This is a genomic window from Bradyrhizobium sediminis (assembly GCF_018736105.1).
Classification (GTDB): domain Bacteria; phylum Pseudomonadota; class Alphaproteobacteria; order Rhizobiales; family Xanthobacteraceae; genus Bradyrhizobium.
The window spans coordinates 4,271,984-4,294,806 of sequence record NZ_CP076135.1; the positions used below are offsets into that span (position 1 = coordinate 4,271,984).

Here is a 22,823-nt window from a genome sequence, read left to right on the forward strand (position 1 = left end):
CCGAGGGCATGACCACACGCCCCTCCAACGGCCCTCGTCCCCGGGGCGCCCTGTCGTCCGAACGATCCGAGCCTTCGAGGTAGGCGACAACTTGAAGAAAGACGGTCAGTTTTGTGGCGCGCGACCAGACACAACGCCGTTATCAATCCGCCGCAATCGGATGTGACGAAGAATGCAGCGCAATGTCGAGGGACACTGAACATCGCCTCCCATGTCTGGCACGGACCTCGTCGTGCCCGGTGTTCTTGATTGTCGGCTCCAGGGTCACAGCGAAAGATGGATTCGTCAAAGGTATCGTGCCGGTCGTTGCTTGCCGCAGCGACGCTCGTCGCTGTTGCCACCACCAGCGCTTTCTCATTCGCGCAGCCAGGTGACGGCAATACGTCGATGAATGTCATCGACCAGGCGGTTCGAACAGGCGATCTCGGCCGTGCCGCAACACTTCTCCGCAAGGCGGCGGAGTCGGGAGATCCTGAAGCACAGTATAGGCTGGCCTCGCTCTACCGGGCCGGACGCGGCGTACCTCAAGACGAACTCCTGGCTTTCAGCTGGATGAAGGCCGCCGCTGAACGAAACCACGCCAACGCTCAATTCAATCTCGCGAAGATGTTTTTGACGGGGCGCGGAGTCCCATCGGACGCCGGCCAGGCGAAGCTCTGGCTGCAGAAGGCGGCGGCACGTGGAAACGGCGGGGCCGCCAAGCTGCTGGCGGAACTTCCGGCGCGTCCTGCAATCGAACGTGGCGCATCGAGCGCCGCGCCGTCGGCAGCGCCCGATGAACCACGGGAGCCCAGACAACTTGCGACCTCCTCGCGCACCGCCATGGCAAAGGCCGCACGAGCCGACCGCACGGGGATGCTCGACGCCGCCTGGCGCGGTCAGACCAGCGCAGTCAGGCAATTGATTTCCGCCGGCGCGGACGTCGCCGTAAGAGATGATGACGGCAATACGGCCCTTTCGCTCGCGGCCCGTGCAGGCAAAGCAGATATTGTCGATGCCCTGCTGTCGGCCCGAGCGGACGTCAACACGGAAAACCACCTCGGCGAGAGACCGCTCATGCTCGCGGCGGCCGGTGGACATGCTGATATCGTCGACGGCCTGCTCAAGCGAGGGGCTGATCTTGCCGCCAGAAATCGCGATGGAGATACCGCCCTGATGCTTGCTACCCGCCGCTGCCACGAGCAGGTTGTGCGCGTCCTGATCAATCGCGGCGCAGATGCCCGGACGGTTCTCGATCGGGGTGGCACGATGCTCATGATCGCTGCTGCCGCATGCCCGCTCAGCCTGCTTGACTTTCTTATTGCGAACGGAGCACCGATTGATGCTTACGACGAAACAAGGCGAACCGCGCTATGGATTGCGGCCGATCGGGGGAATGCCGGCGGAATCCTGGCGTTGCTGAAGAACAAGGCCGACCATCGCATCGCCGACGACGAGGGCCGAACGCCACTGCTTCGAGCCCTCGAAAATGGAAATGGCGACGCCGCACGACTGCTGATCGGCGGCGACATCGAAGAATCAACGAAAGCCGGCAATACACCACTGATACTCGCCGCGAAATCCGGCATGACCGAGATCGTTCGCCAGCTCCTCAAGAAGGGCGCGCGGCCGGATGTACGGAACAATCTCGGGTACAATGCGCTGATGATTGCCTGCCAGGAGGGGCAAGCAGATGTGGTCACGGCGCTCTTGATCGCCGGAGCCAATCGAAATCTCAGAAACAAGAAGCGCGAAACTGCGGCCGACGTCGCGATGGCGTCAGGACATACGGCGATTGCACAATTGCTGAAATAGCCCCGGTTTTTTCAGCGATGGCACCCATTCCACGGAGTCTGCCTGCGTTCTCCCGCAAATGAATCTGGTGCCATGGACTGACCGCGAACGGCCGTCAGAATCGGTAGGATTTAGCCCAACTTCCCCACTTCCTGACGAACCTTGCTGTAGCATCGGCCATGTCTTCATCTTGGTCCAGAATGACGTAAAGGCAGGACGCAACGAGACGCAAGCGGACAATCTCGACGAGATTGTAGCCAAGATCCTTCATCTGATCAGCAAGGTACTTGACCTCGGCTTTGCGGCCGGACTGGTGATGACCGATGATGAGCACCCTGCCCTTCAGCCTCAGCGCCGCAATCTCGGCGAGCGCCACGTGCCGGTTAGTCAATCGCTTCCCCTGAATTCCATTGTCGGGGTCGAGGAAAACAAGATTGGCGCCGCTCACCGAATTGACCAGCCCCTCAGCCCAAAGCGGACGCAACGATGTCTGTTTGGGAACTTCATGTCGGAGAAATATCGCATTTTCCAAGACCCTGCTTGTTTGCAGCGCGGCCAGGGGATCGGCGACCGTCCGACCGCTGACAATTTCCACCAACTGGTCAAACAAGTCCGGAGCGAGATGCCGAAACTCATCGGGCCGCCTAAGGTAATCGAAATGCTTGTCGAAATCCTTCACCTCATCGTCCGCGCCGGTGAGGTATGGACAGACGGCAAGACGGCGACCTTGCATAAGATGGCGAAGCAACGCGAGCTTTCCGAAATCGCCGATTCCTCCGATGTGCCGAATTCGCATAGCGCCCCCAACCAATGGTCCCGTAGCTTACAACGGATGACATGAGGCCTTGCTTCGCCCCCTCCATTCGATTCTCCGTCGAATGTTGCCAATTGGCCGCAAATCGAAGGCGCCGCGATCAGCGGCAGGGCATTCGTCGGCACTTTTTTGATTCAAACCATTGATCTAGATCATTGCAGGAAGAGCGGAATCAGGAACGCCAGCCGTCCAGTCATGCGAAATTCCCGGGGCATCGGCGCAAAGTCATGCGCGACGCCCGCAAATCACTCCGTTTCCCGCCCGGACTATGGGTCATCCTTGCGATTGCGTCGCATCTGCTTGTTGGCGGAGAGCATTGCCTTCTCGTCGCCAAACTCCCGGGCCACACCATCGCGCCACCCGAAATGCGGGGCTGACCGTCGACATCCATTCCAAACATGACTGGTGAAAGTATCGTCCCACTCAACCTTCCTCGCTTCGATCGTTCACCGCATTTCGGCGCGCGACATCTGGAGACTCTCGCCCGATGACCCTCAATCCAGCGATAGGAGTGTACGCCCTGATCGTCGGGGCTATCTGGGCTTTCTATATTGCATTACGCGTACGCGCAGAGACGCGCAGCCGCGCGACCAAGGCCGCGGCGGCCGAAGCCGGACTTCTCGAACCGGCTTCCCTGCATCCGAAAATCGATCCGCTCAAATGCCTGGGCTGCGGTGCCTGTGCCCGCGCCTGTCCCGAGGGCGACATTCTCGGAATGATCAATGGAAAGGCCGAGCTCATCGAACCCAGCCATTGCATAGGCCACGGCGCTTGCAAGGACGCCTGCCCCCGCGATGCGATTACGCTGGTTTACGGCACGGAGAAACGCGGCGTCGATATTCCCTACGTCCATCCCGACTTCCAGACAAACGTCCCCGGAATCTTCATTGCCGGGGAGCTCGGAGGCATGGGGCTCATTCGCAATGCCATCGAGCAGGGACGGCAGGCCATCGACTCCTTACGAAAATTCGACCGAAGCCGGTCTTCCGAGGTCTACGACGTAATCATCGTCGGCGCCGGACCGGCGGGCTTTTCCGCGAGTCTTTCAGCTATCCAGCACAAGCTCCGCTTTCTGACGATCGAGCAGGACAGCTTCGGCGGCACGGTCGCGCATTTCCCGCGCGGCAAGCTCGTCATGACGGCGCCGGTAGTCCTGCCCCTGGTCGGCACGCTCAAATTCAGAGAGGTGAGCAAGGAAGACTTGCTCGAGGTTTGGCGGGAGGTTGCACGCAAGACCGGCCTGAAGGTGAACTACGGCGAACAGGTCGAGACGATCACGCAATCCGGCTCCGAATTCACCGTTCAGACAACCCGCGCATCATACAGAACGACCTCTGTGTTGCTTGCCATCGGCCGACGCGGAACGCCGCGCAAGCTGGAGGTCGAAGGGGAGGACCAATCCAAGGTGGTTTACCGCCTGATCGATCCCCAGCAATACCGGGAATGTCACGTGCTGGTGGTAGGCGGTGGCGACAGCGCCCTTGAAGCAGCAGCCAGCATTGCGGAGCAGCCCGGCACCACCGTAACGCTGTCCCACCGCAGCGACGCATTTTCGCGTGCCAAGGCAAAAAATCGCGAGCGGGTGGCAACCGCAGAGAAGTCAGGCCGCCTCACCGTCCTGCTCCAATCCAGCGTCAAGCGGATCGGCCGTCACGACGTCGAGATCGAGCAACAGGGGCGACAAATGCAGATCAGGAACGACGCCGTCATCGTGTGCGCCGGCGGCATCTTGCCGACAGCCTTCCTCAAGAGTATCGGCATCGAGGTAGAGACCAAATATGGAACGGCCTAGATCAGTCCAGCCTCCGTTGCGCCGGGTGCCTCCGCAGACACGCAGTTGCTGGCCGGACATCTGCATGAGCGGATTGACAGTGGTCATCAGTTTCCTGCTCGCCACCGCATCGAGTCACGCTCAAATAAGTCCGAAGGAATTGACACTGGCAGGAGTGAGCGATTGCTTTAGGGAAGCGATCAGCACCAGTTCCGTGGAAGAGAATGGCTCGGTCGTCATTTTCTACTGCAGCGCAGCCAAAGCCAAAACCCTGTATGGCTTTCTCGGCAGAAAGGTTCGCGCTGAGACTGTTCAAGACAGCAATGGGAAATTCGAGAACAGGCAATTTGGAAACAGCGCATGTTACCACCGGATTGAGGACCCGAACGGCAAAGCCACTGACGATTTCCGGTGCGACCTGATCTTGATGCTCGGCGACGCATTGAGCGACTAGGGCGCGGCTGAGCCACTCTCTCCGGCTGGACGGGAATCCCAACCCGGCACGGCAGCAGCTCAGGCGCCGCGTCGGCAGGGCCTGTGTCTCGTTTGGGCGATTTCCGGGTCTCGGGCGTGCCATAGTTGCAGGATCGCCCCGCCACGACGAACTGACTCGTCAGCGGCCATGACCTGCAGCTCGCTGAAGCGCGAAATGCCAACAAAACTGCAAAATGAACCGTAAACCGCGGCTGGTTTTCGCGTCGGCTACGTTGCCAAGTTCTTGAAAAGCTTGGTGGGCGCACCAGGGCTCGAACCTGGGACCCGATGATTAAGAGTCATCTGCTCTACCAACTGAGCTATGCGCCCGGAAACCGGCCCGGAAAGCCTTCGCAAGAGGGGGTCGTTTAGCAAAGCGATTCCCCTATGTCCAGCAAAGTGGCGAGGAATTCCCCGGCCATTTCGACCGAACGGGAAGGCGAAAAAGCCGCCTGAATTCAGCGGCTTTTGACGCATTTCGATCGATCGGGGGCGGTTGCCCGCTAGAGCCGCTCGGGGCCCCCCCGGTCGCCCCGGTCCTTGCCCGGCCCGCCGTCCCGGTCGTACCGATCCCGGTCATAGCCACGGCCCCAGCCGCCGTCGTCGCGGTCCATGCCGCGCTGGAATCCGTGGTGGCGCCAGCCACCCCGGCCGAACCGGCCTTCCATATGGGTCAGGATGGCGAGGCGCCGCTTCTGGCCGTCGTCGAGGGTCTTGTAGAGCGGATCCGCCGCGTCTGCGATCTTCTTCATCGCCGCCGCCGTGGTCGCCATGGTCTCGGCGCGGTCGCGCAGGCGCGCGACCAGATCGGCCGGCTGCGCGGTATCGTCAGGCTTGGCATTCATCCGCGCATTGGCGCGATCGATTCGCAGTTTGGCGAAATCCCGCACCGCGGCTTCGACCGGCGGCCACAGCTTTTCCTGTTCGGCGTTGAGCTTGAGGCCCGCCTTGACGGCGGCAATCCGCGCGTCGGTGAACGCCGCCCTGTCCTCCGGGCTCATCCGCTCGTGGTGGTGGAACCAGGGGCGGTTGTGCTGGGCATAGACCGCGGTGGAACCGGCGATGGCGAGGGCTGCGATCCCGGCGATGGCGAACTTCTTCATGCGAACCTCCTTCAAAAGGTTGCCTGAAGATGAGGTCACCCAGCCTGCCAATCAACTTACAGATTGGACAGGGTGGCCTCTGTTACCAAGATGTAATCCTGCAGCGAGTCCTCTCGACCGGAACAGGTGTCGAAGCCACCAGCCAAAGGCCGCGTCCGCCTTCGGTTGGTGGGCAGATTTCGGAATGAACCTCGACTTGTTAAGAATTATTCGCGGGTAGCTGCATGCTTACCATCGTCCAAACCTGCCATTGGTCTGCTGTGGTTGGAGACCAGATCCATGAGACTGCGTCGACACCATGCGGAGGTTGCCACCGCCGCTTCCCGGCGGCGTACCGATGTTGGACCGCGATATGCCCACCGGCTGCCGATTGACGCCAATCTGCGAGGGCAGTTTCGCAGGCCGACCGTCGATGCGGTTCGCCACTCCACCAAGCTTCGGATTTTGCCCAACGGCCTTGTTCAAACCACCGGCCGGCAAGTTTATGATCTTGCCGGAAGCGGCGCCATTGTTTCCGGTAGATGCGTGCGTGCCGGGCAGCGTGACGATTCGATCGCCACTGCCGGGCTTGTCCATGCCGGACTTGCCGGCAGCCATGTTGCCTGACCCACCCTGCAGAACATTTCCCTGTTGCGGAGAGCGGCCCTGCAACAACCCGGATCCGCCGGGGTTGAGACCGGAATTGTCCCGCGACATGCCGAGAGTGCCGAGCTTGATCGAAGCCGGCGCGATGATCTGCGTCGGCTGCGAAAGTGGAACCATTTTCGGCTGCGCCGCCAGTTTCAGCGCATTCTGCGCATAGGGACCGTTCGAGAACTTGTCATAGAACGACTTGTACGCGACGGGGGAATTGGCGAGCACCGCATTGTGCCACGCCTTCGCCTGCACGAGACTGCCCAGCAGCGCGCGAATACGGTCGCACAGCGGATCGTGAGGATAGAGCCGGATGAATTCCTGATAGTACTCGACGGAATTTTCCGCCAGCACGTAGTCGTAGGCCTGGCGCGTGGCGCGCGAGGGAAGATTGTCCGCCACCTGGACGGCCTTTTGCGGTGCCGGCACTCTCGTCGCCGCAACCGCGGTATCGCCGAAGAAATAGAAGTCGCGCGTCAGCGACGAGCTTTCCCAGGGGGTCTGCCGCCCGTCCGTCGAATTGTTCACGTCGAGCCGAATCCGCTTGAACAACTGCTCGATCGGGAGGTTTTTCTCATGCGCCAGCCGCAAGAACGCAGCCGCGTACGGGCTATGGTCGCCGGTGCCGTCGAGCGCTTCGGTGCCCGGTGCGGTTGAATAGGCCACGATTGAGCCGTTCGGCGCATCGACGATCGCAAGTCCGCGTCCCGCCTCATTGAGCGAGGGGAACGGATTGTTGCGGCAGGCATCGAGGATAACGATCCGCATCCGGCTCGGAATCGTCTCCAGCGTCGCCATCACGTCGACGAGCCGGACCGAACCATTGACCAGATCAGGTTCGGAAGAAATCCTGGCATCGATCGGAACGAGATAGTTTTCGCCCGCGAGCTGCACGCCGTGGCCGGCATAATACACCATCGCCACGGTGTTCGGACCACGACCGGCAATCTTGCCCGAGAAGTCCTGCACGACCTGAATCATCTCATTGTGACTGAGATCCGTTGCCGAAATGACCTCGAAGCCCGCGGCATTGAGCAGTTGAGCGACGGCCTTCGCGTCATTGGCGGGGTTCGAGAGCTGGGCAACGTTTCGATAGTTCGAGTTGCCGATCACCAGCGCGACGCGCTGCTCCGGCCCCGTCAATCCCAGCGAATTGCCGGCGCGAGCCGGATTCTCCGCCGCCTGGATTGGTTTCTGGACCGGAGGCTGCGTTTGCACCGACTGTTCGACGGTGGCGGTTTCCGTTGCCGCTCTCTGGGCATGGGCCGGACGTGTCGGACCTGCCGCCAGCAGGCTGGCGAAAAGGCAGGCACCCAATAAAGTGCTCTTGAATAAGCTCATAGCGCTCTCCCACAACAAATCTCGGCGTGAGATTGGATGTGGTCACGCTAGTGCCGGCGCATGCTGGAGGTATGTGATGTCGATCACGAACCGGCTTGCCAAGCCGGCGGTCGCGTCAACGGGATGCAATCAACCCGGTTCCGCACCCGCGATCATGCCCGGCGGGTGACCGCCTTCGCGCGATCGCGGCAAGCCGGTCGATATCCTTCAGAGCATGCCGAGCGCGCGCGGCAGCCACAGCGAGATTTCCGGCACGTAGGTGACGACACCGAGGAAGATCAGCATGGTCAAGAGCCACGGCCACACCGCGATCGTCAGTTCGGTGATGCCCATCTTGGCGATACCCGACGCCACGTAGAGGTTGAGCCCGACCGGCGGGTGGCACATGCCGACTTCCATGTTGACGACCATCAGGATGCCCAGATGCACCGGGTGAATCCCGAGCTTGACCGCCACCGGAAACAGGATCGGCGCCATGATCAGCACGATCGAGGACGCCTCCATCACATTGCCGGCGATCAGCAGCAGCACGTTGACGATCAGCAGGAAGATAATCCAGTCGACACCGATCGACGTGATCCACGCGGCGATGTGCTGCGGAATATTCTCATTCGCCATTAGGAACGAGAACAGCACCGCATTGGTGATGATGTAGAGAATCATCGCGCTCATATTGGCGGAGCCGAGCAGCACCTTGGGCACGTCCCTGAGCCCCATGTCCTTGTACACGAACACCGCGATGACGAAGGCATAGACCGCGCTGACGGCTGCAGCCTCGGTCGGCGTGAACAGGCCGGCATAGATCCCGCCGAGCACGATCAGGATCAGGAGCAGCCCCCACATGCATTTCTGGAATGCGACAAAGCGCTCGGTCCAGCTCGCGCGCGGCAACCGCGGATAGTCGTTCTTCCAGGCGCGATAGAACGTCGTCAGCCCGAGCAACGTCGCCAGCATCAGGCCGGGGATGACGCCCGCCATGAACATCTGCCCGACCGAGGCCGAAGACACCCGAAGGCCGGCCGGATCGAGCGCGACGCTGCCGCCGGTCGCCACGCAATAGATCACCATCACGATCGACGGCGGGATCAGGATGCCGAGCGCACCGGAGGTGGTGATGACGCCGGCGCCGAAGCGCTTGGGGAAACCCTGTTTCACCATCGCCGGCATCATGATCGAGCCGATCGCGATCACGGTCGCCGGCGACGAGCCCGACACCGCGGCGAACAGTGCGCAGGCCATCACGCCCGCGAGACCCAGCCCGCCGTGCCAGTGCCCGACCATCGAGGTGGCAAAATTGATCATGCGGCGCGCGACGCCGCCATGGGTCAGGAAGTTGCCGGCTAGAATGAAGAACGGGATCGCCATGATCTCGAAATTGTCGATGCCGGTAAACAGTTTCAGCGCCACCGACTCGGTCGGAACGTTCGTCATCGTGTAGATGAAGGTCAGAACCGTCATGCCAAGCGCGATCGAGATCGGCATGCCCGTCAGCATCAGCGCGATCAGGAGTCCGAAGATGAATAGGCTGCTCATCGCATGACCTCCGCGGCGCCGATGCCGGGCGCGTCGACGTCGATTCCCTCGACATGGGCGTGGTCATGGTGCGGCAATTCGCCGGTGCGCCAGAAAGTGAAGGCAACCTGGAGAAAACGGAAGCACATCAAATAGGAGCCGAGCGGAATGCAGAGATAGATGATCCAGCTTGGAATTTCCAGATCAGGCGAGACCTGATCGGTAAACATCAGCCCGAAGACGAATTTTGCGCCCATGGTGCCGATCACGGCGGTGAAGAAGGCGCCGCAGAACAGCCCGAACAGCACCACGATGTTCCGCCACGGCGGCTTGAGCTGGTTGACAAGGACGTCGACGCCGACGTGAATTCCGGTACGCACGCCATAGGCCGCGCCAAACTTCGCCACCCACACGAACATGTAGATGCACAGTTCCTGCGCCCAGGACAGGTTGATCGGAAACAGCAACGGATAAAGGACGGGAATTCCGATGAGATAGCGATGCATCACCGCAAGAAAGATGATGAACGTCGCGAGCGCCATCAGCGTCGCGATCAGTATCTCCTCAAGCCGATCGAGGATACGAAGAAACATGAACTCCCCCCATGCGGATCATCCTTGGAGCCAAGGCGGATGATCTCGCGCATTCCCTTTTGCGGCCAAAACGGCCGCAGTCCCCCAGACGTGAAAAGGCTTCCGTGCCGAAGCGCGGAAGCCTTCCGACGTCGCTTTAGTTGGTCGCGCCCCTCGTCTCCTTGAGGAATTCGTCGATCAGCGGCTGGCCGACGCGCTTTGCCACATCCTGGTAAACCGGTTCGAGCGCCTTGCGCATCGCCGCATCCTGCTCCGGCGTCAGCGTGATGATTTCGCTCTTGCCGGTCTTCTTGATCTCCGCCAACGCGTCTTCGTTTTCCTTCAGCGACTGACCGTTGCCGTAGGCGGTGGCTTCCTTCATGGCCTTGTCGAGCTGGACTTTGATATCGGCAGGAATTCCATCCCAGAACTTCTTGTTCACCACCACGATATAGCCGATGTAGCCGTGATTGGTGCTGGTGATATACTTCTGCACTTCATGCATCTTCTGGGTGTAGATGTTCGACCAGGTATTTTCCTGCCCGTCGACCACGCCGGTCTGCAGCGCCTGATAGACTTCCGAGAACGCCATCACCTGCGGAATCGCACCAAGCGTACGGAACTGTGCTTCCAGCACCTTGGAGGACTGAATGCGGAATTTCAGGCCCTTGTAGTCGGCGGGCGCGACCAGCTTCTTGTTGGCGCTCATCGCCTTGAAGCCGTTGTCCCAATAGGCCAGCCCGGTCATGCCCTTGGCATCGAGCAGCTTGAGCAGCTTGGCGCCGAGCGGACCGTCGGTGACTTTGCGCAGCGTCTTCAGGTCCGGCAGGATATAGGGAAGATCGAAAACCTCGAATTCCTTGACGCCGATCGGGCCGAATTTTGCGTTCGACGGCGCCAGCATCTGCACCGCGCCAAGCTGCAGCGCCTCCAGCTCTTCCTTGTCCTTGTAGAGCTGCGAGTTCGGATAGACTTCGACCTTCACCTTGCCGCCGGTGTACTTCTCGGCCAGTTCCTTGAACTTTTCGGAGGCGAGACCCTTCGGCGTATTCGGCGCGACCACGTGGCTGAATTTGATGACGATCGGAGCCTGCGCCGCCGCGGGCCCTGCCAGTGCCAATGCCGCGACCGACGCAGCAGCCAAAACCAGTTTACGCATTTTTCCTCCCACATGATTTTCCCGAAGCGCGCGAGCTATGCGGCTCCGATGACGTTATTCCAGCGACACCAATACAGAGAAGCCGGCCGAAATGCCATTGCTCGTTCGCAGGGGCCACTTCGCAAATTTTGCTGCATCGCAAAAGAAACGACGCTCGCGCGCGGCGTTCCCCTGCAATGCGCCCTTGCTGCCGGTCGACGTTGTCGCTGAGCTCGAAATAGTCGGATTGCGATTCACGCTGAAGCCTCGTGGTGACGAGGCAGCGTTCGGAATGCCCGAAGCGCGTTTACGCACGCCTTGTTGGTGGCAAGAGCCATGACCGTTGTCTCCCTCTCCCCGGCCCGTTCTTTGAGTGGACGCCGTGGGAATCTGCCTATCGACCTCGCTGCCAGCCGGCAGGAGATGGAAACACTTGAGCAAACTGCGTGCCAAGGTTCCGCGAGTTACCGCTTCGTTGAAAGTATGCGGGAATTTTCAACAGAGCGATCGAAAAGCCTGCAGCAATGTCCGATCTGACGCACAACACATGGGATGAGCGTGCGCAATCTCGCACGTCAATTCGACGCCAGGGACTTCGATCCCGGATACTGCAACCCAATTCATTCATAGTCCGCGCGATTGATTCCGTGTCTCTGCATCTTGTCGTAGAACGTTTTTCGGGGAATGCCGAGTGCCGCCACCGTCAAGCGAACATCCCCATGATTTTCAGACAATGTTTGGCGAATTAGATCGCCTTCGTAACGCTCAACCTTGGTAGGCAATGAGTCACCGCTCGTACTTGCCTCCGAGTCAGAATTCGATTCGCCGTCACCCAACCCCAGCGCAACGCGTTCCGCAAAATGAGAGAGCTCTCGAACATTTCCGGGCCACTGGTGCTCCATGAGATGACGATGAAGAGCCCTGTTGATTTCAACAGGCTTGGTCTTGAACCGGCTCGCCGCCTTGTTCAGGAAGTGCGCGAACAGCAGCGGGATATCTTCCCTGCGTTCCCTGAGCGGCGGGATCGAGATCGTCACGACGTTCAATCGAAAGAACAGATCCTCCCGGAAGCTGCTTCGCTGTGCCGGATGACCGAGATCAACCTTGGATGCGGCGACCACGCGAAGGTCGACGGCCCGCAGGTCGTTGGTTCCAAGCGGCGCGACCTCGCGAGCTTCGAGAACCCGCAGGAGCTTGACTTGCGTCGAAACCGGCATGCTCTCGATTTCATCCAGGAACAGCGTTCCGCCACTCGAATGCTCAATACGGCCGATGCGTCGTTTCTGGGCTCCCGTGAACGCGCCGGGCTCATGCCCAAACAGCTCGCTCTCGATCATGGTTTCCGGGAGCGCCCCGCAGTTGAGTGCAACGAAGTGCCCCGCGCGCCGTTTGCTCCAGCGATGAAGGAGGTTGGCGACGACTTCCTTGCCGCTGCCGGTCTCGCCGGCGATCAGCACATCAACGTCTGCATCGGCGATCTGACGCAACGTATTGCGCAACCGCTGCATCGATGGCGTTTGCCCGATCAAGGGCAATTCCTGCGTCGCAGCCTCGGTGGCCAGATAAAGACGCCGATTTTCCATGACCAACCGCCGCATTTCGGCAGCGCGTCGAACGCTATGGATCAGCCGGTCCACGGCGAAGGGTTTCGCGATGAAATCATAGGCACCTTCACGCATGGCATCGACAGCCATCGGAATGTCCCCGTGCCCGGTAATCAAGATCACCGGCATGGCAGGGTCGGTTTCTTTCAACCGCCTGAATAATTGCAGCCCGCTGATCTGCGGCATCCGGATGTCGGTGACGACGACGCCGTCGAAATTGCCGTTCAACACCGTTAGCGCGGAGCTGGCCGAGCTGAACGACAAGACCCGGAATCCGGCCAATTCGAGCGTTTGCAAATTGGCGTGGCGGAGGGTTTCGTCGTCGTCGACAAAAACGACCGTTGTTTGGGAATTCTCATTCATTGGTATCTTCTCAGGACAACCGTGAAACACGTTTCTCTCTCCTGGATCCTCTTCACGTCGATTCTTCCTCCGAGATCGATCACGATGTCATTCGAAATGACGAGCCCGAGACCGAGCCCATTGGCCTTGGCCGTCCTGAACGGGGTGAAGAGGGTATTCAGGACGTGCTGCGGAATGCCGGGGCCGTTGTCCGACACCGACAATTCAACTTCGTCACCCGCAACGTCGAGCCTGATGTGAATGCTTCCGTCGACACTGTCCCTGGTTGCATCGAGCGCGTTCTGAACGAGATTCACCAGCACCTGTTCCAGACGAGTTCGATTTGCGGAGACGACGAGATCGCCAATGGGATAGTGACATTCAATCGACGTGGATTGAGCTCGAATCCGGCTCCCCAGAAGCAGCAGAGCACCCTCGATTGCCTCCATGCTGCTGACAGGTCCGACCTCGCCCGTGCCCTTTCGACTGAAGCTGCGAAGCCCATCGGTAATTGTTCCGATGCGGTCGGTCAGAGAGGCGATCATCGCGAGATTGTCCTGAACATGCATCTTGTCGTCGCGATCGAGAAACGCGCGGGCGTTGTCGGCGTAGGCCCGGATTGCCGCCACCGGCTGGTTGATCTCGTGCGCCACGCCGGCGGTAATCTGGCCTAACGAAGCAAGCCGGTTCGCCTGCGACAGATCCTCCATGAGCGTGTGCAGTTTATTCTCGGTTCTCTGACGTTCGCCTATTTCCCATTCCAGCCGCTCGTTCGCCTGGCGCAGATCATGCGTTCTAACCTCGACATGGTGCTCCAGCTCAATTCGCGCGGCTGCAGCCTCTGCCGCGAGAGCGGAAGTTCGCTCGCGCCGATAAAGCAGCACGGCGCCGAGCCCCAGGATCGGCACGAGAACGAGACCGAGAGACAGGCGCGCCTCGCTGACACGACCCGCGACGGCGTCCGCAGCCGGAACCAGGAGATGCAACTGCCAGCCCGTCGTCCTGACAGGAGCCTCAATCTTGAGAAAATTGCCGGATTGCTTTGCGTCCGGCAGGCGGGCTGCAACGACTTGAGCGGGGTGGCCGCCGAATGTGTCATCCCTGACCTTGTTGATCGGAAGCGTCCGAAGCGGAGCCTCTCCAAATTGCAGACTCGCCCGAATTGACGCTGCGTCGCCGGCAGAGAGTGGCGTCTCCGTCATGAACCGCCAATTCTGGTTGCTGGTGATCAGGACAATGCCGCGTTCCTCGGTGACGTAGGACGGCATGTCGGAGCGGCCCCAACCGGCCTCCACTTGATCGAATTCCAGCTTGACGACCACGATGCCCAGAACGCCCGCCGGGCCATCCACGCGGCGGGAGATATAGAGACCTGGCCGCCGGCTGACGGTACCGAGGGCAAAATACTCGGCACTGCCCTTGTCGACAGCCAGCGAGTAGTAAGGGCGGAAGCGATAGCTGTTGCCGACGAAACTCGTCGTCGTTTTCCAGTTGCTCGCAGCGAGCGTGCGACCATCGGCATCCAGGAGGTAAATCACGGAAGCGCGGGTCCCCTCCGCCAGGCCCTCGAATTTTCTGTCGAGCAGTTCAACCTTGCCGGGATCGCGCGAGGTGAGCGCGGCCTCCACATCGGGATCGGTGGACAGGATGAATGGAATGGACCGGTGCTTCTCAAGCTCGCTGCGCAGCACCGTTGCATTGAGGTCTGCCGCGCTCCGTGCCCTCGTTTTCAGTCCTTCGTATGCTCTCGTTCGTCCGTAATCGCCGGCCAGCCACAGGGCGACCGTCAGCGCCACGCCGGAAACAGCGGCGTAGAGGATGAGCACCGTGCGAAACCGTGGGGTAGAAAAAATTGCCACTTGTGAGCCCGCCACGGGCAGTTGCGCATAAATTCACACAAACTTCCATAGGACCCTGTGCGGAAATCCGCCAATTCGCGTCCAACAATACGATTTCATAAGCAATTTCAGATATTTACTTCCGATACGCAAACGCGACGCCGATGCGCCGCGTTTGTCGTCTGCGGATTGAAAATGGCCTCTCTCGGAAGAGTTCAGCTCGCCGCCACCGCCGGCATGTCGCGCTGGCGCTTCATGACGATCTTGTTGAGCGCCCCGAGATAGGCCTTGGCCGAAGCCACCAGCGTATCCGGATCGGACGCCTTCGATGTCATCGAACGGCCCTCATGGGCGAGCCGCACCGACACCTCGGCCTGCGCGTCGGTGCCTTCGGTGACCGCGTGGACCTGATAGAGTTCGAGCTTGGCCTCGTGCGGCACCAGCGCCTTGATGCAGTTGAACACCGCATCGACCGGCCCGTTGCCCTCGGCTTCCTCGATCTTGATCTGGCCGTCGACATCGAGCTTCATGGTGGCGCGCTGCGGACCATGGGTGCCCGCGATCACCGTCAGCGAGGTCAGCTTGATGCGGTCGTGGGAAGCGGCGATTTCCTGATCGACCAGCGCCTCGATGTCCTCGTCGTAGATGTCCTTCTTGCGGTCGGCCAGCGCCTTCATCCGCCCGAACGCGTCTTCCAGCTGGTTGGGGCCGAGCTTGTAGCCCATCTCCTCCAGCTTGTGCACGAAGGCATGGCGCCCCGAATGCTTGCCCAGCACCAGCGACGACTTCTTCAGGCCGACCATCTCCGGGCGCATGATCTCGTAGGTCGATGCGTCCTTGAGCACGCCGTCCTGATGGATGCCGCTCTCATGCGCGAAGGCGTTCCGGCCGACGATCGCCTTGTTGTACTGCACCGGGAAAGAGGTCGCCGCCGACACCAGCTTCGAGGCCCGCGTCAGCATGGTGGTGTCGATCTTGTTCCAATAGGGAAACCGGTCGTTGCGGATGTTGATCGCCATCACGACTTCCTCAAGCGCGGCATTGCCTGCCCGTTCGCCGATGCCGTTGACGGTGCATTCGATCTGCCGGGCGCCGCCGGCCAGGCCGGCCAGCGAGTTCGCCACCGCCATGCCGAGATCGTTATGGCAGTGCACCGAGAACACCGCCTTGTCGGAATTCGGCACCCGCTCGATCAGCGTGCGCATGAAGGCCGTGTATTCCTCCGGCACGGTGTAACCGACGGTATCGGGAATATTGACCGTGGTGGCGCCGGCCTTGATCACGGCCTCGACGATGCGGCAGAGAAAATCCATTTCGCTGCGGGTGCCGTCCTCCGCCGACCATTCGACGTCGTCGATATGGTTGCGCGCGCGGGTGACGTTGGCGATCGAGGTTTCGATCACCTGCTCCGGGGTCATGTTGAGCTTGACCCGCATGTGCAGCGGCGAGGTCGCGATCACGGTGTGGACGCGGCCGCGTTTTGCAAATTTCACCGCCTCGGCGCAGCGGTCGATGTCCTTCGGATGCGCCCGCGACAGGCCGGCGATGATCGAGTTCTTGGAGCGCCGTGCGATCTCGCTGACCGCCTGGAAGTCGCCTTCGGAGGTGATCGGGAAGCCGGCCTCGATGACGTCGACGCCCATGTCGTCGAGCATCTCGGCGATCTCGAGCTTCTCCTCGAAGGTCATGGTGGCGCCGGGACATTGTTCGCCGTCGCGCAGGGTGGTGTCGAATATGATTACGCGGTCCTTGGCGGACTTGTTGACGGTGGTCATCTGCTGAATTCCTTTTGGGTCGTGCGCCATGCGAGCGCTGAAGGGTCTGGTGATCTCGCGCGAACCCCTGAGTGCCCAGGCGCAAACCGCCCAGACGGCCCTCAGGGGCCGATAAGAAGCAGAAGCCCGCCAAGAAGCAGGGTGGGCAGTGACGCAGCCGGAATCGCGCCGGGACGGACGGCAACGGCCGCTCCCCCGTGAACTCCAATTTTTTCGCTGCGAATCAGCATTGCCAGACCCTTGGGACGCGGAATCCTCGGCCAAAACCATTGACGGTTCGTTGCCGGAACGGCGCTCCCGGGCCGTTCTAGACGAGAAAGGGGCCTGATCGCAACGCCAAAAGATGGTCAGATGGGCTGACCTAATTGTCGCCGGTGCGGACCTCGCCCCCGGCGCCGGCCTCAAATTGCCGATCCCGGTCCCGTGAAGCCGCTTCATCCCGGCCGGATCTCGAAACATCCGGCGGCGCCGACGAAGCCGTTTTCTCGGGGCCGGGAAAACCGCCGGAAACGAAGCCCCCCTACAGTGAGGCCGGACGATCAAACAACGGAGTGCGATCATGTGGACGCTAATCAGCTTGATCTACCGCGAGTATTGCCGGGCGCGCCTGGCGGAGATGCGCAGGTTTCACCTCGCGACGATCGCCTGAAAATCCGGTCAGGCGCCGGTTCAACACGGCGATTTGAACGGCGCCGGCCGGGCGCAACGCGAAAGGCCCACCCACATAGGAGGGCAGAGTTTCAGCACAGAGACGTCCCATGCCCAATGCCAAGGATCTGATTGAACGGGCACGAATGTTCGAAGAACGGGCAGAAACGGCTGCCGACCCGATTACGCGACAGCACTACAGGGAAATGGCAGCGCATTATCGCTCGCTGTCGGTCGAGCATCAGGACGCAACGCCCAAGCGGGAACACGAAGCAGCGCACTGATCCCGCAAACCGCAGAGCGCCACTGTCGTTGTCGCCTGAAGGTGGCTCCATCCGGAACTGCCGTTTCAAATTCTCAAACAACACGCCGTTCCCAGACACGGCTCCCGCAGACACGGCCTCGCGATCTCGCGGCCTGAAATGCCCGAGGTTTGCCATCGAATTTCCTTTGGCCCTCCGGTCAGAGGGCGCAGGGAAGACCGGGTGCGCGCTGCACCCGCGGTCTCGTGTGCAAATATGTGCGAAAAAACGCACACGAGCATACAGGTTCAGCGGGAGCATCCCGGCCTTCCCTGCGCAATGGTTTTACGGCTTATACGTGATCTCCCCGGCGACCGGGCTTTCTTGCCACCGTCGCCCGCGCTCCCTAGCGCGAACTTGACACCAGCGTCGGGGTGTCAGGACCACACGACTTCGCCGTCCGCCAGCTGCACGCCCGTCTCGCGCGCCGCCTGCGTCCACCGCATCCCGCCCCTACGTCCGTGACGTTCGCGAAACGCCCCTCTTGATGGGACGGGATGCGATCGATATAGACCGATTTGCGATTTCGGAAAATCAGAATATTTTTGCCCAATCGGCTTGACGGACTTTCGACCGATTTGCCCGTCGGGTGGATTCGTTGAATAGATTGAACAAATCGGCCTTCACGTGCACGGCCTGTTCGACGAAAATTTCCGCGGCCGAGGCCGCGCGATGCGACGACGGGCAAATCGCCTGCAGCAAGCAAGAGCAGCGCCGCCCTCCCCGCTCAGCGCTTGCCTTCGTTCTCCAGCGCCTTGCGCACCTGCTTGAATTCCTGCAGCGACGCCTTGTCGGCGCGCGGGAATTTCAGGTCGAGCTTGTCGAGCGCGCTGACGATGATGGAGCCGATCACCACCCGCGCGAACCATTTGTGATCCGCGGGCACCACGTACCACGGGGCCAGCGACGTCGAGGTGTGCCGGACGATCTCCTGATACACCGCCATGTACCGCTTCCACAGCGCGCGCTCGGCGATGTCGCCCATCGAGAACTTCCAGTTCTTGGCGGGCTCGTCCAGCCGCTCCAGAAAGCGTTCGCGCTGCTCTTCTTTCGAGAGGTTGAGGAAGAATTTCAGGATCACCGTGCCGTTGCGCGCGAGATAACGCTCGAACGCGGAGATGTCCTCGAACCGCTCGCGCCAGATGTGCTTGGTGATCAGGCTGGGCGGGATCTTCTCCTTGGCCAGTATCTCGGGGTGCACCCGCGTCACCAGGCATTCCTCGTAGTAGGAGCGGTTGAAGATGCCGATGCGGCCGCGCTCCGGCAGCGCGATCGTGGTGCGCCACATGAAATCATGGTCGAGTTCGAGGGAGGTCGGCTGCTTGAACGAATAGACCTCGCAGCCCTGCGGATTGACGCCCTCGAAGACACTCTTGATGGCGCTGTCCTTGCCCGACGCGTCCATGCCCTGAAAGATCAGGAGCAGCGACCAGCGGTCCTGCGCGTAAAGCTTTTCCTGGAAATCGCTCAGCCGCTGGCGGTTGGCCTCGAGAATCGTTTCCGCCTTTTCCTTGTCGAGACCGCCCTTCTCGTCGGTCTTGTGCGACTTGAGATGAAACTTGCCCGATCCGTCGAAGCGAAACGGCGCAATGAAAGGCTTCAGCTGGTTGCCAAGCGATTGCGAAGAATTATTGCCCATGGCTTCGGGAGCTCCGGTTGGCTGATGCGGACTGCAAGGTACATGGCGCTCAGGCGCAGCACCAGACCAGTTCAAAACGGGGTGGCCAGCTGCTTCTCGATGAACGCGGTGACGAAGCGCGGCATCGCCGCTGACAGATCGGAAGTCGCACGCACCAGATGGATGGCGGAGAATTCGGGCTGTTCCTGCCGGGCGAGATTGGCCTCGATCCTGGCGCGCAGTTCCTCGCCCGTGAGCGCGACGTTCAATATCCTGATCAGCGCAATGGTCCCGCCGTAGCGCACGCAATCCCACTGCGGGCCGGCCTGATAGTCGTCAGGCGTCAGGCCGGTCTCCTCCTCGACTTCGCGGGCGACGCTGCCGGAAAGATCGACCGCGCCATCCCTGATGTCATGGAGATCGGGTGTTCCCGCGGGAAAGTAGATGCGCCCGGCATTCGAGGTGTGTTGCGCCATCTCGCCGAGCACGAAGGTGCCATCGGAGCAGCGCAGCGCCCCCATTCCAGGACTGTTGACGACGTCCCGATCGGGAAACCCCCAATCGCGCCAGGCCAGGAAACTGGCGAAATCGGTTTCGAAATAGTCGGCGCTGAAGCGGGTCCCGGTGAAGGCCGGGTTGCGCGCCAGCAGAACCCGGCCGTTCCAGATCTGCGGTTTCTCGCGCTGCCTGGCTTTGAAATGCGCCTCGATATCGGCGCGCCGCGCTTGCGCGAACGGCCACGACCAGGGCTGCACGTTCAGATCAAGCGTCGCGATGCGATGAAAAACCGGAAGCGTCATCGCGGAAGTCTACTTCGCATTCGTCCCCGTCGTCTTCTTTGCCTGCTCGACGAATTTGTTGGTGAAGGTCTTCGCAAGGTCGATCTTGGCCTTGGCGACCTCGGGCGAGCCTTCGCTGAACACCGCGAGCACCGCGTCCGCCCCCTTGGGATCCATCCTGCCGGTCAACGAATACATCGGGATCGTGTTCTTGAGCGCGGCCAAGTAGAGTTCCTTGTTCTTGCCGACCATCTCCGGCGGCATCTTCGCCATGATTTCCTCGGGCGAATGCGAGTGGATCCAAGCCAGCGTGTTCACGATCGCATTGGTCAGGGCCTGCGCCTCCTTCTCGTGCGAATTGACCCAGGCGGTCGTGGAATAGAGCGAACCGCCCGGATATTCGCCGCCGAACACTTCGAGCGTATCCTTCTGGGTGCGGGTATCTGCGAGGATGCGTAGGTCCGGATGGTTGCCCTGCAGCACGGTGACCGACGGATCCAGCATCACGGCAGCATCGATCTGGCCCTGCTGCATCGCCGCAACCGCGGTGGCGCCGAGGCCGACGCCGATCACCGAAGCGCTCGCGGGATCGAGGCCGTTCTTCTTCAGGAGATATTTAAGGAAGAAATCGGTCGAGGAGCCCGGCGCGCTGACGCCGACCTTCTTGCCGGCCAGGTCCTTGATCGACTTGATCTCGGCGTTATGGGAGGGCGACACCACCAGCACCAGCCCCGGATAGCGGTCGTAGACGACGAAGGCCGTCATCTCCTGCTTCTTGGCGGCGAGATTGACGCAGTGGTCGAAATAGCCGGACACCACGTCGGCGCTGCCGCCGAGCACGGCCTTCAGCGCGTCGGAACCACCCTTGAGGTCGACCAGTTCGACCGCAAGGCCCGCCTTTTCGTATTCGCCGAGCTGCTGGGCCAGCACCGTCGGCAGGTAGCACAGGCAGGCGCCGCCCCCGATCGCAACGGTGACCTTGCTCTGCGCCGCCGCAAGGCCCGATGTCAGCATCAGCGCCAACAGCGTCCCGGCCAGCCTGCCGACAATCGTTCTCATGGTTTCCTCCAGTGCTCATTCGTTGCGCGCACGATAGAGCAGCGCGCGCCGCTTGAGAAGGCGACTTACGACTCTAGCCGTGCCCTTCTACGGTTGGCCGCCAGACCAGCAGGCGCCGCTCGACGAATGTCACCACCAGATCGATCAGGATGACGAAGGCCGACAGCACGAACATGCCGGCGAAAACCGCGGCGACGTCGAACACGCCTTCGGCCTGCTGGATCAAATAGCCGAGCCCGGCCGCAGATCCCAGATATTCGCCGACCACGGCCCCGACCACGGCAAAGCCGACCGAGGTATGCAGCGAGGAGAACATCCAGGACAGCGCCGACGGCCAGTAGACGTGCCGCGTCAATTGCCGCTCGCTCATGCCGAGCATGCGGCCGTTGGCCAGCACCGTCGCAGAGACCTCCTTGACGCCCTGATAGACGTTGAAGAAGACGATGAAGAACACCAGCGTGACGCCGAGCGCGACTTTCGACCAGATGCCGAGGCCCAGCCACAGCGTGAAGATCGGCGCCAGAACCACGCGGGGCAGCGCGTTGGCCATCTTCACATAGGGATCGAATATCGCCGCCACGCGCGGCTGGCGCGCGAACCAGAAGCCGACCGCGACGCCGCCGATCGAACCGATCGCGAACGCCAGCACCGATTCCCACAGCGTGATCAAGAGATGCTTCCAGATCACGCCGCGCACGAACCAGTCGACGATCTGGGCGCCGACGTCGACCGGGTTGGAGAAGAAGAACGGCGGCAGCAGGACGCGGCCGAACACCGGCACGGTGGCGAGCAACTGCCAGAGCGCAAGGCCGACCACGGCGACCAGCAGCTGACACAGCAGCAGAACGGGCCGGCTCATCATGCAACCCCCATTGGGGCCTGCGAGGATTGCACATAGCCCTTCATCACTTCGTCCTTCAGCACGCTCCAGATTTCCCGGTGCAGCGCGTGAAACTCCTTTTCCATGCGGACTTCCGAAATGTCGCGCGGCCGGGCGAGCGGCACCCGCCAGTCGCCGATGATGCGCGCGCTCGGCCCCGCCGACATGATCACGACGCGGTCGGCCAGCGCGATCGCCTCCTCGAGATCGTGGGTGACGAACAGCACCGCCTTGCGGTCGGCGTTCCAGAGTTCGAGCAGCAGGTTGCCCATGATCTGCCGGGTCTGGGCGTCGAGCGGCCCGAACGGCTCGTCCATCAGCAGGATCTTGGGATCGCGGATCAGGACCTGGGCGAGGCCGACGCGCTTGCGCTGGCCGCCGGAGAGCATGTGCGGATAGCGGCCCGCAAAGGCGCCGAGACCGACCGCCGTCAGCCAGCCCTGCGCGCGTTCCAGCGCGTGTGCGCGCGGCGCGCCCTTGATCTCGAGTCCGATGGCGACGTTGTCGATCGCGGTCTTCCAGGGAAACAGCGCATCGGCCTGGAACAGATAGCCGGCGTCGCGGTTCAGCCCCGTCAGCGGCTGGTCGAAGATCCGCACCGCTCCGGACGCCGGCTTGAGCAGGCCGGCGGCGACGTTCAAGAGCGTCGATTTCCCGCATCCGGTGGGACCGACGATGGCGACGAACTCGCCATGCTCGATCCTGAGCCGGGCCTGCTCGACCGCGGTATAGACGCGGCTGTCGGCCAGGCGGAACGCCACCGTCGCGTCGTCAAGCGCGACCGCCGTCGGCTTCGTCGTTTCCACCCGCGTCCCTCCAAGTTTGCAGGATGCCTTAGCGCTTGCGA

Annotated in this window: 18 protein-coding genes and 1 tRNA gene; 4 read left to right on the forward strand and 15 right to left on the reverse strand. The window is 61.4% G+C overall.

Features of this window, described 5'->3' with window-relative positions; translation table 11 throughout:
- Window positions 1-276 precede the first annotated feature (276 nt).
- Entirely contained in the window at window positions 277-1,794 is a 1,518-nt protein-coding gene (locus KMZ68_RS20420; protein WP_215612965.1) for an ankyrin repeat domain-containing protein, read from the forward strand.
- A 94-nt stretch (window positions 1,795-1,888) separates the two neighbouring features.
- Here KMZ68_RS20420 and KMZ68_RS20425 read toward each other — a convergent pair whose 3' ends face one another.
- Entirely contained in the window at window positions 1,889-2,569 is a 681-nt protein-coding gene (locus KMZ68_RS20425; protein ID WP_215612966.1) for a hypothetical protein, read from the reverse strand.
- A 505-nt stretch (window positions 2,570-3,074) separates the two neighbouring features.
- On the opposite strand from KMZ68_RS20425, the gene KMZ68_RS20430 reads away from it, so the two are divergent.
- Together KMZ68_RS20430 and KMZ68_RS20435 are read left to right on the forward strand one after the other, a co-directional pair.
- Window positions 3,075-4,379: an NAD(P)-binding domain-containing protein gene (locus KMZ68_RS20430; protein WP_215612967.1), complete on the forward strand. Its 1,305-nt coding sequence runs from the start codon at window positions 3,075-3,077 to the stop codon at window positions 4,377-4,379.
- Window positions 4,380-4,443: 64 nt separating this feature from the next.
- Window positions 4,444-4,812 (forward strand): hypothetical protein, encoded by a 369-nt coding sequence (locus KMZ68_RS20435; RefSeq protein WP_215605491.1) that lies wholly within the window; start codon window positions 4,444-4,446, stop codon window positions 4,810-4,812.
- Window positions 4,813-5,086: 274 nt separating this feature from the next.
- Here the strand turns inward: KMZ68_RS20435 and KMZ68_RS20440 are convergent.
- The 9 genes from KMZ68_RS20440 to KMZ68_RS20480 form a co-directional block, all read right to left on the reverse strand.
- A tRNA-Lys gene (locus KMZ68_RS20440) sits at window positions 5,087-5,162 on the reverse strand.
- 173 nt (window positions 5,163-5,335) lie between these two features.
- A complete protein-coding gene (locus tag KMZ68_RS20445; RefSeq protein ID WP_215612968.1) occupies window positions 5,336-5,935 on the reverse strand; it encodes a Spy/CpxP family protein refolding chaperone in 600 nt (199 codons plus the stop codon).
- A gap of 228 nt (window positions 5,936-6,163) precedes the next feature.
- The gene (locus KMZ68_RS20450) at window positions 6,164-7,909 is read right to left on the reverse strand and encodes a caspase family protein (RefSeq protein ID WP_215612969.1); all 1,746 of its coding nucleotides are present in this window, start codon (window positions 7,907-7,909) and stop codon (window positions 6,164-6,166) included.
- Between the two features lie 207 nt (window positions 7,910-8,116).
- Complete coding sequence (locus KMZ68_RS20455) at window positions 8,117-9,442, reverse strand: TRAP transporter large permease (RefSeq protein WP_215612970.1); 1,326 nt, start codon at window positions 9,440-9,442, stop codon at window positions 8,117-8,119.
- Window positions 9,439-10,014 carry a TRAP transporter small permease gene (locus KMZ68_RS20460; RefSeq protein ID WP_215612971.1) on the reverse strand — a complete coding sequence of 192 codons (576 nt, stop codon included), beginning with the start codon at window positions 10,012-10,014 and terminating at the stop codon, window positions 9,439-9,441. The genes KMZ68_RS20455 and KMZ68_RS20460 overlap by 4 nt, the downstream gene beginning before the upstream one ends.
- A gap of 136 nt (window positions 10,015-10,150) precedes the next feature.
- Window positions 10,151-11,152: a TRAP transporter substrate-binding protein gene (locus tag KMZ68_RS20465; protein ID WP_215612972.1), complete on the reverse strand. Its 1,002-nt coding sequence runs from the start codon at window positions 11,150-11,152 to the stop codon at window positions 10,151-10,153.
- Between the two features lie 599 nt (window positions 11,153-11,751).
- A complete protein-coding gene (locus tag KMZ68_RS20470) occupies window positions 11,752-13,098 on the reverse strand; it encodes a sigma-54-dependent transcriptional regulator (RefSeq protein ID WP_215612973.1) in 1,347 nt (448 codons plus the stop codon).
- Complete coding sequence (locus KMZ68_RS20475; RefSeq protein WP_215612974.1) at window positions 13,095-14,903, reverse strand: sensor histidine kinase; 1,809 nt, start codon at window positions 14,901-14,903, stop codon at window positions 13,095-13,097. The genes KMZ68_RS20470 and KMZ68_RS20475 overlap by 4 nt, the downstream gene beginning before the upstream one ends.
- A gap of 227 nt (window positions 14,904-15,130) precedes the next feature.
- Entirely contained in the window at window positions 15,131-16,690 is a 1,560-nt protein-coding gene (locus KMZ68_RS20480) for a 2-isopropylmalate synthase (RefSeq protein ID WP_215612975.1), read from the reverse strand.
- 758 nt (window positions 16,691-17,448) lie between these two features.
- On the opposite strand from KMZ68_RS20480, the gene KMZ68_RS20485 reads away from it, so the two are divergent.
- Window positions 17,449-17,622, forward strand: a complete 174-nt coding sequence (locus KMZ68_RS20485; RefSeq protein ID WP_215612976.1) for a hypothetical protein — start codon at window positions 17,449-17,451, stop codon at window positions 17,620-17,622.
- A 745-nt stretch (window positions 17,623-18,367) separates the two neighbouring features.
- Here the strand turns inward: KMZ68_RS20485 and KMZ68_RS20490 are convergent.
- The 5 genes from KMZ68_RS20490 to KMZ68_RS20510 all read right to left on the reverse strand — a co-directional run bounded on the left by KMZ68_RS20490 (window position 18,368) and on the right by KMZ68_RS20510 (window position 22,782).
- A complete protein-coding gene (locus KMZ68_RS20490; protein WP_215612977.1) occupies window positions 18,368-19,279 on the reverse strand; it encodes a polyphosphate kinase 2 family protein in 912 nt (303 codons plus the stop codon).
- A 71-nt stretch (window positions 19,280-19,350) separates the two neighbouring features.
- Window positions 19,351-20,058 carry an NUDIX hydrolase gene (locus KMZ68_RS20495; protein WP_215612978.1) on the reverse strand — a complete coding sequence of 236 codons (708 nt, stop codon included), beginning with the start codon at window positions 20,056-20,058 and terminating at the stop codon, window positions 19,351-19,353.
- A 9-nt stretch (window positions 20,059-20,067) separates the two neighbouring features.
- Complete coding sequence (locus KMZ68_RS20500; protein ID WP_215612979.1) at window positions 20,068-21,096, reverse strand: ABC transporter substrate-binding protein; 1,029 nt, start codon at window positions 21,094-21,096, stop codon at window positions 20,068-20,070.
- Between the two features lie 73 nt (window positions 21,097-21,169).
- Complete coding sequence (locus tag KMZ68_RS20505) at window positions 21,170-21,955, reverse strand: ABC transporter permease (RefSeq protein ID WP_215612980.1); 786 nt, start codon at window positions 21,953-21,955, stop codon at window positions 21,170-21,172.
- Window positions 21,955-22,782, reverse strand: coding sequence for an ABC transporter ATP-binding protein (locus KMZ68_RS20510; protein ID WP_215612981.1), 828 nt, complete (start codon window positions 22,780-22,782; stop codon window positions 21,955-21,957). The genes KMZ68_RS20505 and KMZ68_RS20510 overlap by 1 nt, the downstream gene beginning before the upstream one ends.
- Window positions 22,783-22,823: the final 41 nt, after the last annotated feature.

What these genes read in the sequence shown, in the direction of transcription:
- KMZ68_RS20445 (WP_215612968.1), bottom strand. Translation starts at nt 5,935, where the DNA reads ATGAAGAAGTTCGCCATCGCCGGGATCGCAGCCCTCGCCATCGCCGGT.
- KMZ68_RS20435 (WP_215605491.1), top strand. Translation starts at nt 4,444, where the DNA reads ATGAGCGGATTGACAGTGGTCATCAGTTTCCTGCTCGCCACCGCATCG.
- KMZ68_RS20465 (WP_215612972.1), bottom strand. Translation starts at nt 11,152, where the DNA reads ATGCGTAAACTGGTTTTGGCTGCTGCGTCGGTCGCGGCATTGGCACTG.
- KMZ68_RS20495 (WP_215612978.1), bottom strand. Translation starts at nt 20,058, where the DNA reads ATGACGCTTCCGGTTTTTCATCGCATCGCGACGCTTGATCTGAACGTG.
- KMZ68_RS20480 (WP_215612975.1), bottom strand. Translation starts at nt 16,690, where the DNA reads ATGACCACCGTCAACAAGTCCGCCAAGGACCGCGTAATCATATTCGAC.
- KMZ68_RS20505 (WP_215612980.1), bottom strand. Translation starts at nt 21,955, where the DNA reads ATGAGCCGGCCCGTTCTGCTGCTGTGTCAGCTGCTGGTCGCCGTGGTC.
- KMZ68_RS20460 (WP_215612971.1), bottom strand. Translation starts at nt 10,014, where the DNA reads ATGTTTCTTCGTATCCTCGATCGGCTTGAGGAGATACTGATCGCGACG.
- KMZ68_RS20470 (WP_215612973.1), bottom strand. Translation starts at nt 13,098, where the DNA reads ATGAATGAGAATTCCCAAACAACGGTCGTTTTTGTCGACGACGACGAA.
- KMZ68_RS20425 (WP_215612966.1), bottom strand. Translation starts at nt 2,569, where the DNA reads ATGCGAATTCGGCACATCGGAGGAATCGGCGATTTCGGAAAGCTCGCG.
- KMZ68_RS20430 (WP_215612967.1), top strand. Translation starts at nt 3,075, where the DNA reads ATGACCCTCAATCCAGCGATAGGAGTGTACGCCCTGATCGTCGGGGCT.
- KMZ68_RS20500 (WP_215612979.1), bottom strand. Translation starts at nt 21,096, where the DNA reads ATGAGAACGATTGTCGGCAGGCTGGCCGGGACGCTGTTGGCGCTGATG.
- KMZ68_RS20490 (WP_215612977.1), bottom strand. Translation starts at nt 19,279, where the DNA reads ATGGGCAATAATTCTTCGCAATCGCTTGGCAACCAGCTGAAGCCTTTC.
- KMZ68_RS20485 (WP_215612976.1), top strand. Translation starts at nt 17,449, where the DNA reads ATGCCCAATGCCAAGGATCTGATTGAACGGGCACGAATGTTCGAAGAA.
- KMZ68_RS20420 (WP_215612965.1), top strand. Translation starts at nt 277, where the DNA reads ATGGATTCGTCAAAGGTATCGTGCCGGTCGTTGCTTGCCGCAGCGACG.
- KMZ68_RS20450 (WP_215612969.1), bottom strand. Translation starts at nt 7,909, where the DNA reads ATGAGCTTATTCAAGAGCACTTTATTGGGTGCCTGCCTTTTCGCCAGC.
- KMZ68_RS20455 (WP_215612970.1), bottom strand. Translation starts at nt 9,442, where the DNA reads ATGAGCAGCCTATTCATCTTCGGACTCCTGATCGCGCTGATGCTGACG.